Source organism: Flavobacterium soyae (assembly GCF_045348165.1).
Lineage (GTDB): Bacteria > Bacteroidota > Bacteroidia > Flavobacteriales > Flavobacteriaceae > Flavobacterium > Flavobacterium soyae.
The window spans coordinates 2,241,131-2,258,413 of record NZ_CP150845.1 but is presented as its reverse complement, the minus strand read 5'-3'; the positions used below and the strand labels follow the sequence as shown (position 1 = coordinate 2,258,413).

The following is a 17,283-nucleotide window of genomic DNA, read 5'->3' as shown; positions in this document are numbered from 1 at the left end:
GTCAATTCATAAATTAAAATCTCAAAAAAATTCGTGAAAATTCGTGAAATTCGTGGCAAACTTTTTCTAAAAAGGATATCCAATGGCGATATTCAAAATCAGGTTATCTTTTCTCCACGTACTGCTTCCTAAATTAATATCGTCAATTACCCAGCGTTGTCCGTCTGGTAAGGAAGGATTTCGAAGCGGAATAGCTAAATCTGTTCTTAAAATCAGGAACGATAAATCAAAACGTAAACCTGCTCCTGCCCCAACTGCAATTTGTTTCATAAAATCTTTTGAGATTTCGGCTCCGGGTTTATCTGGGTCGGCATTTAAAAGCCAAATATTTCCAGCATCTAAAAATACTGCACCTCTTACGATACTAAATAATTTTGCACGATATTCTGTATTGAATTCCAGTTTTAAATCTGCCGATTGATCTGGAGTATAATTGTTGTTTGTTGTTGGCGGAATAACATAACTTCCCGGCCCTAAAGTTCTGGCTCTAAAGGCTCGAATACTATTAGTTCCTCCTACTACAAATTGTTTTGATGTTGGAAGCGTATTTGAATTTCCGTAAGCAAATCCGGCACCCACAATTAATCGGCTGGCTAATTCGCTTTCTTTTCCTAATTTTAAATAATGCCTGAAATCAGATCTGATTTTTACATATTGGCTAAACGGAACACCAAATATTTTTATCGTGTCATTTTTCTTAATATTCGCGCCTGTAACTAAACCTGTAAGATTACCGGCCAAATCTAATTCTCCATTAAAATAGATTGTATTTTTTCGGCGTTTCTGCATCGTATTTGTATAGGTATAGCTGTAAGTTGGACCAAAAATTAACTGTTTTTCAATTACTTTTCCTAATGCTGCATCTTCCTCAATATCTTCTAAATATTCGGGTGTAACATGGTTTGGACTTACATATGTTACATCGATCACATTTAACTGATGTTCTTTCCGAATATTTTCTTTCCACAAATATCCAAAAGAGGTATTAAAGGAATTTAGTGCATACAACTGCGTTCTTTTTTGATATTCGTATCGCAAAGTTGCTTTAGTTCTTGGTACATATTCACTGTTTCCTTCAATATTAAACGGCGTTATAAATCTCGGCCAGGTTAAACTTGTTTCTGCTCCCAGTTTATAAATATTTTTTCCTTTGTTTACGCCTCCAAGCTGAAAATCGGCACCGCCAAAAACAGATACTGTAAATAGTTCTGCCCCTTTAAATAAGTTTCGGTTATTCCAGTTCACGTTTACTTCTGTTCCAGTATAACTGGCTGAATTTGTTTTTCCTAAAACTTCAACACGAATAAACTTTTTCGGCAGAAGCGTTAGATAGTAATACGAATCCAATGCATTTGGAATACTATCTGAAAGTTTAAATTCATTTTTTACGAAACTAAAAGTCCCCAGATTTACAAACCGATTTAAAGTTAGATTATGGTCCTTTCTGTTATACAAATCTCCTTTTTTAAAATATATTGTTCGGTCGTAAATCCTTGGTTTAAAGGTTTCAGTTGTATCTATAATGGTGAAATCTTTATATTGGGTAATATCTCTTTTTCTATAAACTGCACTGTCATTCGAAAGAGAATAATTGGGATACACAAAAATATTATTAATCTTATAAGCTGTAAGGGCTTTTGGCGGCGTATCTGGTTTTATTATAATTCTGACTTTTACTTCATGATCTCCTTTACTGCTGTCTACTTGTGCCAAAAGATAATCTGGGTTAAAGTAAAAATAGCCTTTCTCTTTAAGTCTTGCGTCAATTCGTTCTCTTTCGGCTTTTATAATATCGAGATCATACGGTTTTCCAACTTTCAATAAACTTCTTCGGCTTGATCTTCCTATAATTCTGGACATTGCCAAAGAATCATCAGGAAAGGTCACGCTTTTAATGATGTATTGTTTTTTAGGTATAACAGTATATTCTGCCGTAACCCGTTTATTTCTAACGGTAGAATCGGCACTGACACGGGTTTTAAAATAACCGCGGTTTTCGGTAAAATTTCGTAAAACAGAAACATTGTAATCTAAATCGACTTTGCTGAAAAGTACTGGCGGCTCGCCTACTTTATTACGAAGCCAATATCTGGTTCCTTTTTGTTTTTTAGGTTCGCCGGCAAAATTGTAAATCCATAATTTAGGACGCAATCCAAAAATTTGTTTGTTTGGTTTTGGGCGTAATAAATCTTCTAATTCTTTCTCGAGCGCTTTTCTTTCCTTTTTCTTTATTAAAGAATCTTTGACTTTTACAGAACCTCCAATGTAAAGCAAATCTCCTTCTGGCAGATATTTTGTATTACTGCAGCCTAAAACAAAAAACAGGCAGAACAGTAAAAAATACTTTGCATATTGATTTTCTATATGATTATGTTTTTTGTTCATTGCCTTCAATTTGATTTTCCTGCTGTTCTTCTTCTGGTTTTCCCTTCTCTTTTACTTCTTTCTTTTTTTGTTTTTCTTTCTCTTTACGGATTTTTTCTTCTCTTATTAGTTCCTTTTCCTTTTCTGTTCGATGAAAAAGTTCTCTGAATTTATTGTAACTCATTGTAATAATAAAAGCAACACCCGTTTCTACAACCTGACCTTCAACCGCTACCTGATATTGATTTTTTCTGTAGGCACGAACCATATAACGGCCGTCTTTTGTAAGCTGATAATCCAGTGCCACGTCTCCCGCAATATTGGTGCTTTCTTCGTTGGCACGTTCTGCGCCTTCGACGCCAAAACTGCTTCCTACAGTTACTTTCAATCTGTCATCCAGCAGTTTTTTAGAAACAGCGACATTCAAATCGGTTCTGTTTTGCATGGTTCCGGAAGAATAATCTTCTGTTGATTCTAAATCAAAATTGACTTCAAATCCCGTAATTAATTCTCCGGCAAGATTGTTTAATTGCTGCGAAAGAATTTTGCTCACACTCTGCCTTGCCAAAGATTCGGCATTTGTACCGCCGCTTTCACTTGCAAATGGATTTTCGCCCACAAATCGGTTTAATAATAAAAGAGCAAAAACCTGTTTATTTAATTCTGCAGGATCTTGTTCTAATTGTTTTAGTTTAGTCTGCGTTAATGTAACAACATCCGAAGAAACATCGTAATTACCATCAGGAAGTACAATTCCAAAAGAAATTTCCGGTTTCATTAATTCCCCTTTCATTTTCAATAAAGTCTGAAACGGAAGCTTTTGTTTGTATGTATTTCTTACGGCAGAATCATCGTTCGGGAGCTGATTTCCAAGCAAATCAATTGGCGCAGCATTTACTTTATAAATTGCCGTAATATTTAAATTTGCCATTGTCGGCTCACCATTCCAAGTGATATAACTTCCTTTTTGAATATCAAATTTTCTTCTAATTCCGTTAAAATTCATTTCATAAGCCCCATCCGAAAACTCATATTTTCCGGTCAAAGTTGTTTTTCCAGATTTATCGATTCCGCCAACTAATTCTGCTTCTCCTTTCAATTTCAAATAATCACCATTTGCTTTATCAATTAACAAAGTGAGTTCTGCCTCTTTATCAATCGAAATGGCGACATTAACATCCATTCCTTTTACTTCAGACTGATCCAGTTTGTTTTGTAAATCAACCCTTTGTCTCAAATACATATTATCCTCGTCAACAAACTCTACAATTCCTTCGCGATCTGCGATTGAAGGATCTGATTGCGGCATTACGACCGTAAACTTGGTTTCTTTATTAATTTTAATTGTTCCGTCGACAACCGGACTATCTAAATTTCCTTTAATATTTAGTTTTGTATTTAAAAACATGTCTCCATAAAACAAATCATTATCAGTTTCTTTAGAATGTACTGCCCTAAAATCATTTGCTGTAACAACTAACCCAAAATTATAATTCTGAAAATCAGATGATTGAATAGTTCCATCTACAGCAAGTTCGTTGTCGTTTTCGTCGTGAAGCGTAAACTTATCGAAAGTAATTACATCATTATTAAAGGTGATTTTTTCCTGATTTGTTTTGAAAAATGAATTCAGCTGTGTGATTCTAAAACCACCATCATTAAAATTTAATTCGCCCGCAGCTTTTGGACTTGATGCATTTCCGAGAATTTTAAAGTTTCCTGACAAATATCCCGTTCCGTCTGTTACGCTGCCCATTGTAAAGCCCTGAATACTTTTAACATACAATTTATTGATATCTAAATTGAAGTCAAGGTTTCCATCATCCATTTTATAATTTCCGGTCAGGTTTACTTCGTTTCCTTCTCCGGTTAATGCCACATTTGCATTTAATAAATTAGCGGTTTTATTATCAACTTTTATTTCAATATCGCCAACTGTTTCTCCTCTAAAAGCAAAATCATCAATTTTTAAATCAGAAGTAAAAGTTGGGGTTGTCATTACGTTTTCTACAACAGCATTTCCGTTAATTAAACCCTGCATCAACAGTTTATCTTTTTTAACCATATTCATAATGGTTTCGATTTTGAAGTTTACAAAATCGACTTGCAATGGCGCATTATCCTGTGTTCCCTGCGATTGAATTTTTAATTCATTTCCGTTATTATTGAAGAAAAATTTATTGACGTAAAGACGTTTATCTCCAAATTCTATGGCATTTTCAGGATCAATGTTCCACTTGTCGTAATTTAAAATGAAGTTTTCGGCATCAATTTTAAATATGTTTTTAGAATCTTCTGCCTTAAATTCTCCGGCAATAAAATATTGAGGTTTTTCTTTTGCGTCCTGAACTTCAAGCGCATAAGTCAAAATATTATTTTCTACTTTTCCTGATAAGCTGGTAAACGGAATTTTTAATGAACCGCTTTCAATCGTTGCCACAGAAACAGAATATTCTAAAGCATTTTCTTTGGCTTCGATATTAATTTTTCCGTCGGAAATTGTATTTTCTGCATACACAATTCTCGGAATTATTCCTCTTATTTCTAAAGAATCGGTTACGTTGTTGTATTTTCCGGTGATTTTAATTGGTTCTAAACCTGTCAGTTTCGGAATTAGTTTAAAAAGAATCGGGTCATTATCAACCGTTACTGTAAAAGCCAAACGCTGCTCGTCAGATTCTCCGTTTGCTTTTGGAGTTTTTAAATCAATATATTTTGACAATGATTTTTTAATGGCCGCTGTCAATGTTGTCAATTTGTATTTTCCGTCGACTTCGGCTTTTAAAAACTGAGACGAGATTTTAATATTATTTCGGGTATTGTCTGAAAAAGCAATAATACGAACCGAATCTAAAACAATTGGCTCTTTATCCTGCAGAATCTGAACGTTTGAAAGAAACACTTTTCCATTCAAAAAATTCGGATTACTATTGGCAATATCAGCATCAACATTGCCGCGAAGCTTCATTGGTCCGGCATGAAGATTTAGTTTTTCAAGATCAGCAATATCCAGGTTTAGTTTTAATTTTATTGACGGATATTTTTCTTGTGTGTTTCCGCTTGCAGCCAAATCAAAATTTAAATTTGGATCTTGCATTCCTGATTTTACTGCAAATGATCCGTTTGCAATATTTCCTTTTAAAGCTAAATATCTGTAGGTATATCTGTTAAAAACTGCTTTCTGCACAATTCCGTCCAATTCAGCCTGCGCCGTTTTCGGGTCTAAACCATTTCCTTTTACTTTCGCTTTAAGCGTAATTTTTCCAATTGAATCGTTTTTGATTAATCGGCCTAAATCAAAATCAAGTAAATAAACCGTTGCATCGTATTTCTCTTTTTTCTTAATGCGCTGATCAAATAAAGCATCAACTTTTGCATTTCCGAAACTACTGTTTAAAGCCAGATTGGTTTTGAAATTCTGAACAGAACCTTTAAATTTTCCCTGCAGGTTTATTTGTGATGGAAGCTGAATATTTTTCGGAATTGTTCCTGCCGGTACAAACGTATTTATATCTTTAGAAGTCGTGATTATTTTTTTGATATCCAAATCATAATACGCTTTTTGAGCATCAGGCAGTCCGATTATTTTCCCCGAAAGGGAAACTTTTGTGGTTCCTATTCCGCTCATTTCGAATTTCGGAATATTCAAATCTTTTACTTTTCCGCTCACACGGCTGTTTATATATAAAACCGCATTTGGATTACTTTTAAACGGATTAGTTTTCTGCAAATCGGGAGCAAATAACAAAATGTCTTTAAAACCGATTTTCGAATCTTTTAAATTGGCATCGACAGCAAGATTTGCAATGTCTTTTTGAAGTGCTGCGAGTGATTTGTATTCAACCTTAATTTTATCTTGTACAAGTGTTTGCGGTGTTTTTAAATACAAATTATTTAAATAGACGTTTTTAGGCCCATAGAAAAAATCTGTTTTTAGGGACTGAATGTTTAAACCGCTTTTTTCTATTGCTGTGAATGATTTTATATTGCCCGAAATGGTATCGTTGCCATAATACAATTTCTCGGCTTCAAGATTGAATTTGCTTAAATCTAAATGGCTGTAATCGATTCCTTTTGCAGTGGGTTTCGATTGCATATCATCAAATTTAAAGGCTATATTTTGTATGTTTATTTTATTGAGTTTTGCTTTCCAGCCGGCTTGTTTTATCGCTGTTGTATCTAAACTTGGTGCTTGAATTTGTTTGTCTTTTACTCCTAAACGCAGATTTCCGCTAAGGTTTTTTAGTTCGAAAGTATCGAAATCTAAAAGCTGTTTGTTTAAGTCAATTTCATTAACGGATAAATCTAAATTTCCGAGTTTTATTCCTGAGTCTAATTTTGAATCTTTATTATCGTACGTAATATCAATTTTTGACAAACTGATTTTGCCGAGTTTTAATTTGAAGTCTTTACGTTTAGAAATTGTATCTACTGTTTTTACCGAAACAACAGCAATTTGTTCTACAACATCCTGATTTAAAACTAATTTTAATCCGTTCAGATTGATATTTGGAATATCAAAATCCATTTTATCCAAATCGAATTTATTGAATTTTGTATCAAAATGCGTCAGTTTTACGGCAATGTCATTTTTAGAAAAATCGTCTTTAAAATTAAATTTAACGTTATCCAGATTTGCTTTTACAACTGATATTTTAAATGGTTTTGCATTTGGATCTTCGACTTTTGATTCTTTTGATTCGAATGCTTTTATGATATAATCGAAATTGAAAACACCGTCTTTATTTCGGGAAATATTGGCTTTTACATTTTCTAGCGAAACAGAATTGATTTCGAGTTCGCTGCTTACGAGTTTAAAAAGATCAACATCTACTTCTAAACGTTTTCCTGCCAGCAGTGTATCTTTCTTTTGATCTTCAAAGTAAAAACCTTCAAGAACTACATCTTTCGGAAATTTAATGGAAATATGATCTAAGGAAACTTTGGTTTTTATCTTTTTATGGAGATAAGAGATCGCTTTGTCTTTGGCGAAATTTTGAACTGAAGGAACCTGAATTAATATTATAAGAAGTAATAAAAGCGCAACTATAGAAACTATGCACCAAAGCAGTATACGAAATGTTTTTTTTAGATAATGAATGGTGGTTTTCTTATTCATAGGTCAATAAAATACAGGATTTAATTGCTTCTGAAAAAAGCATGGCTACGCATCTTACAAAAATGTAAAATTTAAACCTTTAACAATTTACATAATTATTGGGAATTATTCTAAAATTTTGCTGTAAAATAGTTAATTTCTTACTTTTGAGTTTTAGCCACTAAGGCGCTAAGACGCAAAGTTTTTTTATCCAAAATATCTTATAATAATATTTGGTGCTTAGTGAAAAATTAAAATTTAAGATGGGAAATCTTTTCTTCTAAAAGATTCATTTTCTGCTGAAGTTTAGCCAGGAATTTTTGGTGTTGTTCTGATTCGGGATTGAAGCTGCGATGGCGGAGGCTTTTTTGAATTTCATCTACTTCCTGCATCGTTGAAATACTTTCTTGCGAGATATAATTTTCGCTGAAAAGTTTCCAGATATAATCGATTGCGATTTGGTTGGGATGCAGCATATCTTCCTTATAAAAACGATAATCACGAAGTTCGTCCATCATGATTTCGTAGGACGGAAAGTATTCAGTGTTCAGTTTTAAGTGTTCAGTATTCAACGCAGAATGCAAAGCTGTAAATAAATGCGATTTGCTTAATTGATTTTCTACAAAACCATCTTTGATGTGACGTACTGGCGAAATAGTAAAAATGAAATTGATATTTGGATTCAAAGTCTGGATTAAATCTATGGTGTTTTGAATACTTTTTTGAATTACTTCAACAGATAATAACTCTTTTAAAAACTGCTTTTGAGGAACTTTATGGCAATTAGCAGCTATTTCGGTGCTTTCAATATTTCTGTAAATCCAGGAAGTTCCAAAAGTGATAATAATATGTGTTGCTTCTTTAATCTTTTTGCTGGTTTCTGAAATGGCTTTGTTTAGTGTTTCTAATAATTCTTGTCGGTCAGCATTACTTAAGTCTGAATGTACTTCGAAACTGTGCCAGCGTTCGTTGTGAAAAAAAATGTCTTTTTCTGTAAATACATCTTCATTGCAAACTCTGCTGAATAATTTTTCAATCGAAACCGGATTAAATATAATTCCAAACGGATTTGTTTCATTTTGAAACTTGAAATAATCAAATTTCTGTGCCATATTTTCTACAAAACAAGAACCAACAGAAAGTATCTTCGAGTTATAATCAATTGGATTGTTACTTTTTGAAATTGGGATTTGGGTTCTGAATTGCATATTTTCTAAATTTAAATACGAATTTCACCAATTTTCACCAATAAAAAAACCAAATACATGAAGTATTTGGTTCTGGGTAATTAATACAAATATTTTGTAATGGTTGTTACTTGTTTTCCTCCTTTATAATATGTCTCTAAGCTTGGATATCCTTTAACATCATATTCATAGTCTTTTATATCAAGGTAAGCACTTGAAGTGACAGAAAAACTGCTTAAACGATTATTAAAAGATGATTTTTCATCATTTATAAGTAAACTCATACCTAAAATATTTTTAAAAGGAGAATTCATATTATCATAAACATAAGTAAATGTATAAGAATGGATGCCTGTTTTTGTATTTACATAATCCCTTTTAATCAGATTTCCATTTTTTATCTTAAGTAAAGAAAAATAATCATCCTCTGCTTCGATCTTAGTTAAATAATCTGTACTAAATCTTTGTTCTTTAACTAAAGTATCTGATAAATATGTGTAAACCGATCTTATATTAATTATACGAGGATTTGATGCCCAATTGTCTAGATAATTAATCGATGCTAATTTTCCATTTGTGTAAGAATAAGTTTCCCCATTAACTCTAACTTCTTTTCCTTGAACAATATTATAGTAAGTTTTACCTACAATTATATTATCCTCATAATGGTAATAAATTTTATCCTTTTTATAGGATATACTTTTAATTTTATTTTTATCGTAAGAAAAAAGAACAGTATCAGTACTAAATCCAGGATCAATATATATCATAGATTTAGGTAATATTGTCGTATCATCTTCAGTATTATCACTATCATTACTTGAACAAGAAAGGAATGTGAAAATTAAAAAAAGGAGTAAATTCTTTTTCATTTGGCATGTATTAGATTTATACTAACAAACATATCACACACCTCTTACAAAAACGAGCTATTCCTGTCATTTTACTATTACAATAAGGTATTTTTAGCTCAAGAACTAGTAGGTATATTTTCTATTTCTATTCACTAATAATCTTTATCATCATAAATATAGTTTCTCAAATAAATATCAATAATTGCTCATTTTGTTATTGAATAATAATCCCTTCGATATAAGCTAAAGATCAATAAATAAAAATTTACATTTTTAATAACAAAAATCAACTCCATCAAGACAAACATTTGCTTACTTTTGCATCTTCCATTTTTTTAAAATATCTATGAAATTATTATATTCTTATATAATCAAACACAAAATGCTTTTGTTTTTTGCTTTGATTATGGCCTCTATAAACATTTGTTTCAGTTTGTCAGACTCTATTATTACGGGTAAATTAATGCAGGACTGCGGGGTTGGACTGGCAAAGTACAAAGGAAACGAAATTGGGTTTATCAAATCTTTATCATTCTGGCTGGGTCTTTCGCTTGCGGCAGCCATGATTTCCAGAATTACCAAAAACTTTCAGGATTATTTTACCAATGTGGTGATCCAGAGAACCGGGGCTCAAATGTATACCGACGGAATTAAAAAATCTCTGGATTTACCTTATGCTGAATTTGAAGATCAGCGAAGTGGTGAAACTTTGAGTAAGTTAACCAAAGTTCGCTCTGATTCTGAAAAATTAATTACACTTTCTATTTCGCTTATTTTTCAAACCATCATCGGATTCATATTTGTGATTTTGTATGTCGCCCGAATTGATTTCCGAATTTCAATTATCTTTTTAATTACAGCACCAATTATTGCTTTGGTAAGTTCTTATTTAGGTAAAAAAATTAAAATCGTTTCTAAGAAAATTGTTAATCAAACCAATGCTTTGGCAGGTTCAACAACGGAGAGTTTACGTAATATCGAATTGGTAAAAAGTCTTGGCTTAACGTATCAGGAAGAGAAACGTTTAAACTTAAACACTTTTAAAATTCTACATTTAGAATTAGAAAAAGTTCGATTTATTCGAAGCTTAAGTTTTATTCAGGGAACAACTGTTCACTTTTTAAGAACCTGCGTGGTTTTTACTTTGTATTATTTCTTATTTGGAGGAAAAATTATTGTGGGTGATTTGCTGACAATGGTATTTTTTACTTTTTTCATTTTTGGCCCGCTTCAGGAACTTGGAAATTTCATTATTGCTTTGAATGAAACCAAAGTATCAATGGAAAATTTCAAAACCTTATTAAGCGCTCCAAAAGAATTCCGCCCGAAAAGTCCAAAACATGTTGGAGCAATTCAGTCATTATTGTTTTCAAATGTTAGTTTTCAGCACAAAACAGCTAAATTCAAAGCAGTTGAAAATATTAACTTTGAAATTAAACAAGGTCAGACCGTCGCTTTTGTCGGCCCGTCTGGTTCCGGAAAAACAACTTTAGTAAAATTATTGGTTGGCTTGTATACACCTGCAGAAGGTCAGGTTTTGTATAATGATATCGATTCTACAGAAATTGATTTATTAGATTTAAGAAAACAATTGGGTTTTGTAACACAGGACGCCCAATTATTCTCTGGAACAATTCGTGAAAATCTCCTGTTTGTAAAACCAAACGCAGCCGACGAAGATTTATACGATGCCTTAAAAAGAGCAAGCTGCGATAAACTTTTAAAACGTGCCGAAGATGGTTTAAATACTACAATTGGTGAAGGCGGAATAAAAGTTTCTGGTGGAGAAAAACAGCGTTTGTCTATTGCAAGAGCTATTCTTAGAAATCCGAATTTATTGATTTTTGATGAAGCGACTTCAGCTTTAGATTCTATTACTGAAGAAGAAATTAATGCGACAATCAGAAATATATCTGATAAAAACAGAATCACAGTTTTAATTGCACACCGTTTATCAACTGTAATGCACGCTGATAGAATTTTTGTTCTGGAACAAGGTAAAATCATTGAGCAAGGGAAACATGATGATTTAATTGTTGAAAGAGGTTTGTATTATGCTATGTGGCGCCAGCAGATTGGTGAGCGTAAATAATTTTTGAGTTGCTAAGATGCTAAGAAACTAAGGTTCTTCTAAGGTTTTTTAATAGCGTCCAGCTTTAGCTGGATGGGAAAATAAATTAAGACAAAAGGGCTTTAGCCGAACTTTTACGTTTGGCTAAAGCCCTTTTCTTTTGAACTTCAAATAACATCCAGCTAAAGCTGGACGCTATTAATTTGAATTAAATACAAAACCCGACAGATTTTAAAAACCTGTCGGGCTTACTTTATCTATAATTTAAAAATCTTAGAACCTTAGTTTCTTAGATTCTTAGAACCTCAAAAAACTACTTTACAAACTCAATTGCTTTAGACAAAGCCTCTGCGATTCCGTTTGTATTTTTACCTTTTCCAGAAGCAAAGAAAGGCTGTCCTCCTCCATTTCCGTCAATATACTTTCCTAATTCTTTGATAACTGCATTTGCATTTAGGCTTTTGCTTACAACCAATTCTTTAGAGATATAACAATGAATATTTGGTAACCCATCTTCTACAGAAGCTAAAAACACAAACGAATCTGGTTTTAAACTTCCTAAAGCCGAAGCCAAATCTTTTGTAGAAGCCATGCTTAAGTCAACTTGTTTCGCAAGGAAATTTACTCCGTTTACTTCCTGGAAATCTTTTTCTAATTCAGTTTTTAACGAACCTACTTTCTCTTTTAATAATTGCTCAACTTGTTTTTTCAACTTAGCATTATCATCCTGAAGTGAAGCAACAGATTTTAAAATATCCTGTGGATTTTTAAGCGTTTCTTTGATTTCTGCTAATGTATTTTCCTGGTTTAGATAGAAGTTTTTCACCGCATCGCCCGTAATTGCTTCAATACGACGAATTCCAGCCGCAACAGCTCCTTCAGAAATAATTTTGAAATGCCAGATCTCTGCTGTATTTTTTACGTGAATACCTCCACATAACTCTTTACTTTCACCAAATTCAATCATACGAACATTATCGCCGTATTTTTCACCAAATAAAGCCATTGCGCCTTTATCTAATGCTTCCTGAATTGGAATATTTCTGTGTTCAACCAACTGCAATTGCGCTTCAATCTGAGCATTTACAAAAGCTTCTACTTGTTTAATTTCTTCATCAGAAACTTTGCTGAAATGTGAGAAGTCAAAACGCAGGTAATTTGGATTTACCAATGATCCTTTTTGCTCCACATGCGTTCCTAAAATGCTTCTCAAAGCCAAATGCATTAAATGCGTAGCTGAGTGATTTTTAGAAGTTGACGTTCTTAAATCAGTATTTACTTTTGCTGCAAAACCTGCTTCTACATTTTCAGGAAGCTGTTTTGCAAAATGCAAAATCAAGTTATTTTCTTTTTTGGTATCGATAATTTCGATTGTTTCATTTGCCGAAACCAATGTTCCTTTATCACCAACTTGTCCTCCGCCTTCTGGATAAAAAGGTGTATTATCTAAAACGATTTGGTACAAAATACCATCTTTTTTAGAATCAACTTTTCTGATACGAGTAATTTTTACTTCGTTTTCAGTTTTATCATAACCAACAAATGTTTCTACATTTCCGGGAATCAAAACATTCCAGTCTTCCGTTGAAACTTCAGACGCTGCACGAGAACGTGTTTTTTGCTTTTGTAATTCAACTTCAAATTCTGTTTCATTATAAGAGAAACCTTTTTCTTTTAAAATCAAAGCTGTCAAATCTTTTGGAAAACCAAACGTATCGTACAATTCAAAAACCTTAGCGCCAGAAACTTCTTTTCCTGTAGTTTCAGCAACTACATTTTCTAACAATTGCAAACCTTGATCCAAGGTTCTTAAGAAAGAAGCTTCTTCTTCACGAATTACATTGGTAACTAATTGCTGCTGTGATTTAATTTCTGGGAAAAATTCTCCCATTTGGTTTGCCAGAACTTCTACCAATTTATTGATAAAAGGTTCTTTCGTATTTAAGAATGTAAATCCGTAACGAATAGCACGACGCAAAATCCTGCGAATAACATATCCAGCTCCCGTATTTGATGGTAATTGTCCGTCAGCAATTGCAAATGCAACGGCACGAACGTGATCTACAATAACACGAATTGCAATGTTGGTTTTATTTTGTTCTTCTGAGATGTTTTTTACTTCATCAGATGTATATTTTAAACCTGTAATTTGTTCTACTTTTTCAATAAGCGGTGTAAAAACATCTGTATCATAATTTGATGTTTTTCCTTGTAAAGCCATACACAAACGCTCAAATCCCATTCCGGTATCAACGTGCTGTGCAGGAAGTTTTTCAAGAGATCCGTCAGCTTTACGGTTGAATTCCATGAATACATTATTCCAGATTTCAACTACTTGCGGGTGATCGTTGTTTACCAAACTTTTTCCTGTAACTAAAGCTTTCTCAGCTTCCGGACGTAAATCAACGTGAATTTCAGAACAAGGTCCGCAAGGTCCCTGATCTCCCATTTCCCAGAAATTGTCTTTTTTATTTCCAAGAATAATTCGGTCTTCATCAATTAATGTTTTCCAGATATCCCAAGCTTCCTGATCAAATGGGACATTATCTTCTTTGCTTCCTTCAAAAACAGAAACATAAAGATTTTCTTTTGGAATTTTATAAACTTCTGTCAAAAGCTGCCAAGCCCAGTTGATTGCTTCTTTTTTAAAGTAATCTCCAAAAGACCAGTTTCCTAACATCTCAAACATAGTATGATGATAGGTATCAAAACCTACATCTTCAAGATCGTTATGTTTTCCAGAAACACGAAGACATTTTTGCGTATCGGCTATTCTTGGGCTTTTTGGAGTTCCGTTCCCTAAGAAAAATTCTTTAAACTGAGCCATTCCCGAGTTATTGAACATTAAGGTTGGATCGTCTTTAAGAACGATAGGAGCCGATGGAACAATAAGGTGTCCATTGCTTTTAAAAAAGTCTAAAAATTGCTTACGTACGTCTTGTGATTTCATATTTAAATTAGAAAATGTGTCCATTTTAATGTGTTAATTTGAAAATTAGATAATTAGATAATTTGTTTATTTGATGATGCGTTTATTTTAAAACTGAAAATAAAAAACTTATAGTTTACAACAATAAATTCCTTATTTTGCGCATTATCTAATTATCTAATTTGCCCCAATTATCTAATTAACCTGTTCTTGTAAAAAAGCGGTCAACAACTGAAACATTTAGTAATTTTGTTCGACTAATTGATTTTACAAGCTGCAAAAATAGCGTATTTTAAAATATGGCGAAAGTAAAATATTATTACGACTCAGAAAATCTGGCTTATACAAAAATAAAAACCAGAAAAAGAATCAAAATCGGTTATGCTTTACTGTTTTTAGTGGCTTCGGCATTGTTTGGATTTTTAGTTTTTGTACTTTTAATTAACACTCCGTATTTTGAAACGCCAAAAGACCGTTTGCAGGCACGTGAAATTGAAAATTTAAAGCTGCAATATTCGATTTTAAATAGAAAACTGGACGAAATTGACGCTGCCGCTGATGCTTTAGAAGAACGTGACAATAATATTTACAGAGTATATTTTAATAAAGCCGAAATTCCGGATTCTATTAGAAAAGCAGGTTTTAGAAATCCTGAAAGATATAAGGTTTTAGAAGGTTACAACAATTCGCAGCTGGTTTTGAACACGACAAAAAGAATAGATAAACTTTCAAAAGAATTGGCCATTCAGTCTAAATCATTAGATGAAATATTGAAATTAGCCGGTGCAAAAGAAAATTTATTATTAGCGATTCCGGCAATTCAGCCGGTACAAAATGAAAATTTAAAACGTGTTGCTTCCGGCTTTGGGTACAGAATCGATCCTTTTACGAAAGTGCGAAAAATGCACAACGGAATGGATTTTACTGCCAACACAGGAGCACCTGTTTATGCCACCGGCGACGGCGTTGTGGCAAGGGCTGACAACACAGCTTCGGGCTTTGGGAACCATGTTGTCATCAGGCATGGTTTTGGATATGAGAGTTTGTATGCACATTTGAGCAAATATAACTGCAGGCCCGGACAACATGTCAAACGCGGCGATGTTATAGGTTATGTAGGAAGTACAGGAAGATCTGAAGGGCCGCATTGCCATTATGAAGTACATAAAGATGGAAAAGTTGTGAACCCGCTGAACTTCTATTACGGAAATATTTCGGCAGCAGAATACGTAGCAATTTCGCAAATGGCAAACCAGGAAAATCAGTCATTAGATTAATACTACAAAAAGTATTATTTTTGAAATAAATTAGAAACAAAAAAACATGCATATTGAGCTTTCAAAAGATAAAAGATATTACAGCATTGGCGAAGTTGCCAAAGCTTTTAATGTCAATGCATCCTTGATACGATTTTGGGACAGCGAATTTGATATCCTGAAACCAAAGAAGAACGCCAAAGGCAACAGAATGTTTACTCCAGAGGATGTAACCAACCTGCAGTTAATTTATCATTTAGTTAAAGAAAGAGGTTTTACACTTGAAGGTGCCAAAACACATTTAAAAGAAGGTCAGAAGAAAACGTTAGATAAATTCGAAATAATACGTAAATTAGAGACCATAAAAACACAATTAAACGATATCAAAAACGAATTGTAATTAAAAATAGAAATAAACTTAAATCAAAACAAATATGAAAAAGTGGTTAATCCCTGTAGGAATTATTATTGTATTTATCGCTATTATCGCATTTTGGTCGATTGGAATTAAAAATAGTGCTTTGCAATACAGCCAAGCTGTAAATAAAGAATGGGGTAACGTACAAACAGCTTACCAAAGAAGAAATGACCTTATTGGTAATTTAGTAAATACAGTTAAAGGTGCTGCTGATTTTGAAAAATCAACTTTAACGGCAGTAATCGAAGCTCGTGCAAAAGCAACTTCTGTAACTATTGATCCAAGTAATGTAACTCCAGAGCAATTGGCACAATTCAACCAGGCTCAAAGCGGTGTTTCTTCTTCTTTATCAAAATTATTAGTTTCGGTTGAGCAATATCCAACTCTGAAAGCAAACGAAAACTTCTTGAAATTACAAGACGAATTAGCAAGTACAGAAAACCAAATTTTAACGGCTAGAACTCGTTTTAACGAATCTGTACAAGGTTATAATGGTTACATCTTAAAAATACCAAACAACTGGTTCCTGAGCGAATACAAAGAAAAACCATATTTCGAAGCTTCTACAGGAGCAGACAAACCAGTTGAAGTAAAATTCTAAAAAGAATTCAATATTTTTAGAAAATAATCTAAAATCATAAATCTAAACTCTAAAATCATTCCCCATGTCAAATGTAGAAGATTTTTTAACCAAAGCTGAAGAGCAGGAAATTATTGAAGCTATTCGTATGGCTGAAGAAAACACTTCTGGCGAAATTAGGGTTCATATAGAAAAAACAACTTCTAAAGCTCATTTTGACAGAGCTTTAGAAGTTTTTCATGAATTACGAATGGATGAAACCAAACTAAAAAATGGTGTTTTACTTTATTTTGCAATTGATGATAAAAACTTCGTGATTTGCGGCGACAAAGGAATTAACGATTTAGTTGCTGATGATTTTTGGGATTGCACCAAAGACGTTATGACGAATCATTTCAGATCCGGTAACTTCAAACAAGGCATTGTTGATGGTATTTTAAATGCCGGCGAACAGCTTAAAAAGTATTTTCCTTCATTAGCAGACGATACAAACGAATTATCTAACGAAATCTCAAAAGGATAAATG

At 33.0% G+C, this 17,283-nt stretch carries 10 protein-coding genes; 5 read left to right on the top strand and 5 right to left on the bottom strand.

Annotation, left to right across the window (positions count from 1 at the left end; genetic code table 11):
• Positions 1–66 precede the first annotated feature (66 nt).
• From AABD74_RS09745 to AABD74_RS09730, 4 genes are all read right to left on the bottom strand, one after another.
• Positions 67–2,385, bottom strand: coding sequence for a BamA/TamA family outer membrane protein (locus AABD74_RS09745; protein WP_406845400.1), 2,319 nt, complete (start codon positions 2,383–2,385; stop codon positions 67–69).
• Positions 2,369–7,483: a translocation/assembly module TamB domain-containing protein gene (locus AABD74_RS09740; protein WP_406845399.1), complete on the bottom strand. Its 5,115-nt coding sequence runs from the start codon at positions 7,481–7,483 to the stop codon at positions 2,369–2,371. The genes AABD74_RS09745 and AABD74_RS09740 overlap by 17 nt, the downstream gene beginning before the upstream one ends.
• 230 nt (positions 7,484–7,713) lie before the next feature.
• Positions 7,714–8,670 (bottom strand): GSCFA domain-containing protein, encoded by a 957-nt coding sequence (locus tag AABD74_RS09735; RefSeq protein ID WP_406845398.1) that lies wholly within the window; start codon positions 8,668–8,670, stop codon positions 7,714–7,716.
• Between the two features lie 80 nt (positions 8,671–8,750).
• A complete protein-coding gene (locus AABD74_RS09730) occupies positions 8,751–9,521 on the bottom strand; it encodes a hypothetical protein (protein ID WP_232682913.1) in 771 nt (256 codons plus the stop codon).
• A 328-nt stretch (positions 9,522–9,849) separates the two neighbouring features.
• Here AABD74_RS09730 and AABD74_RS09725 point away from each other — a divergent pair, with 328 nt between their 5' ends.
• Positions 9,850–11,595, top strand: coding sequence for an ABC transporter ATP-binding protein (locus AABD74_RS09725; protein WP_232682914.1), 1,746 nt, complete (start codon positions 9,850–9,852; stop codon positions 11,593–11,595).
• Positions 11,596–11,887: 292 nt separating this feature from the next.
• Here AABD74_RS09725 and alaS read toward each other — a convergent pair whose 3' ends face one another.
• On the bottom strand, positions 11,888–14,524 hold the full coding sequence (gene alaS / locus AABD74_RS09720) for an alanine--tRNA ligase (protein WP_406845397.1): 2,637 nt from the start codon (positions 14,522–14,524) through the stop codon (positions 11,888–11,890).
• 278 nt (positions 14,525–14,802) lie between these two features.
• Between alaS and AABD74_RS09715 the strand changes: the two genes are divergently transcribed.
• The 4 genes from AABD74_RS09715 to AABD74_RS09700 all read left to right on the top strand — a co-directional run bounded on the left by AABD74_RS09715 (position 14,803) and on the right by AABD74_RS09700 (position 17,280).
• Positions 14,803–15,780, top strand: coding sequence for a peptidoglycan DD-metalloendopeptidase family protein (locus tag AABD74_RS09715; RefSeq protein ID WP_232682917.1), 978 nt, complete (start codon positions 14,803–14,805; stop codon positions 15,778–15,780).
• Positions 15,781–15,826: 46 nt separating this feature from the next.
• Positions 15,827–16,159: a MerR family transcriptional regulator gene (locus AABD74_RS09710; RefSeq protein ID WP_053470537.1), complete on the top strand. Its 333-nt coding sequence runs from the start codon at positions 15,827–15,829 to the stop codon at positions 16,157–16,159.
• A 34-nt stretch (positions 16,160–16,193) separates the two neighbouring features.
• Entirely contained in the window at positions 16,194–16,778 is a 585-nt protein-coding gene (locus AABD74_RS09705; RefSeq protein ID WP_232682918.1) for a LemA family protein, read from the top strand.
• Positions 16,779–16,842: 64 nt separating this feature from the next.
• Positions 16,843–17,280, top strand: a complete 438-nt coding sequence (locus AABD74_RS09700; RefSeq protein ID WP_406845396.1) for a TPM domain-containing protein — start codon at positions 16,843–16,845, stop codon at positions 17,278–17,280.
• The last annotated feature ends 3 nt before the right edge of the window (positions 17,281–17,283 follow it).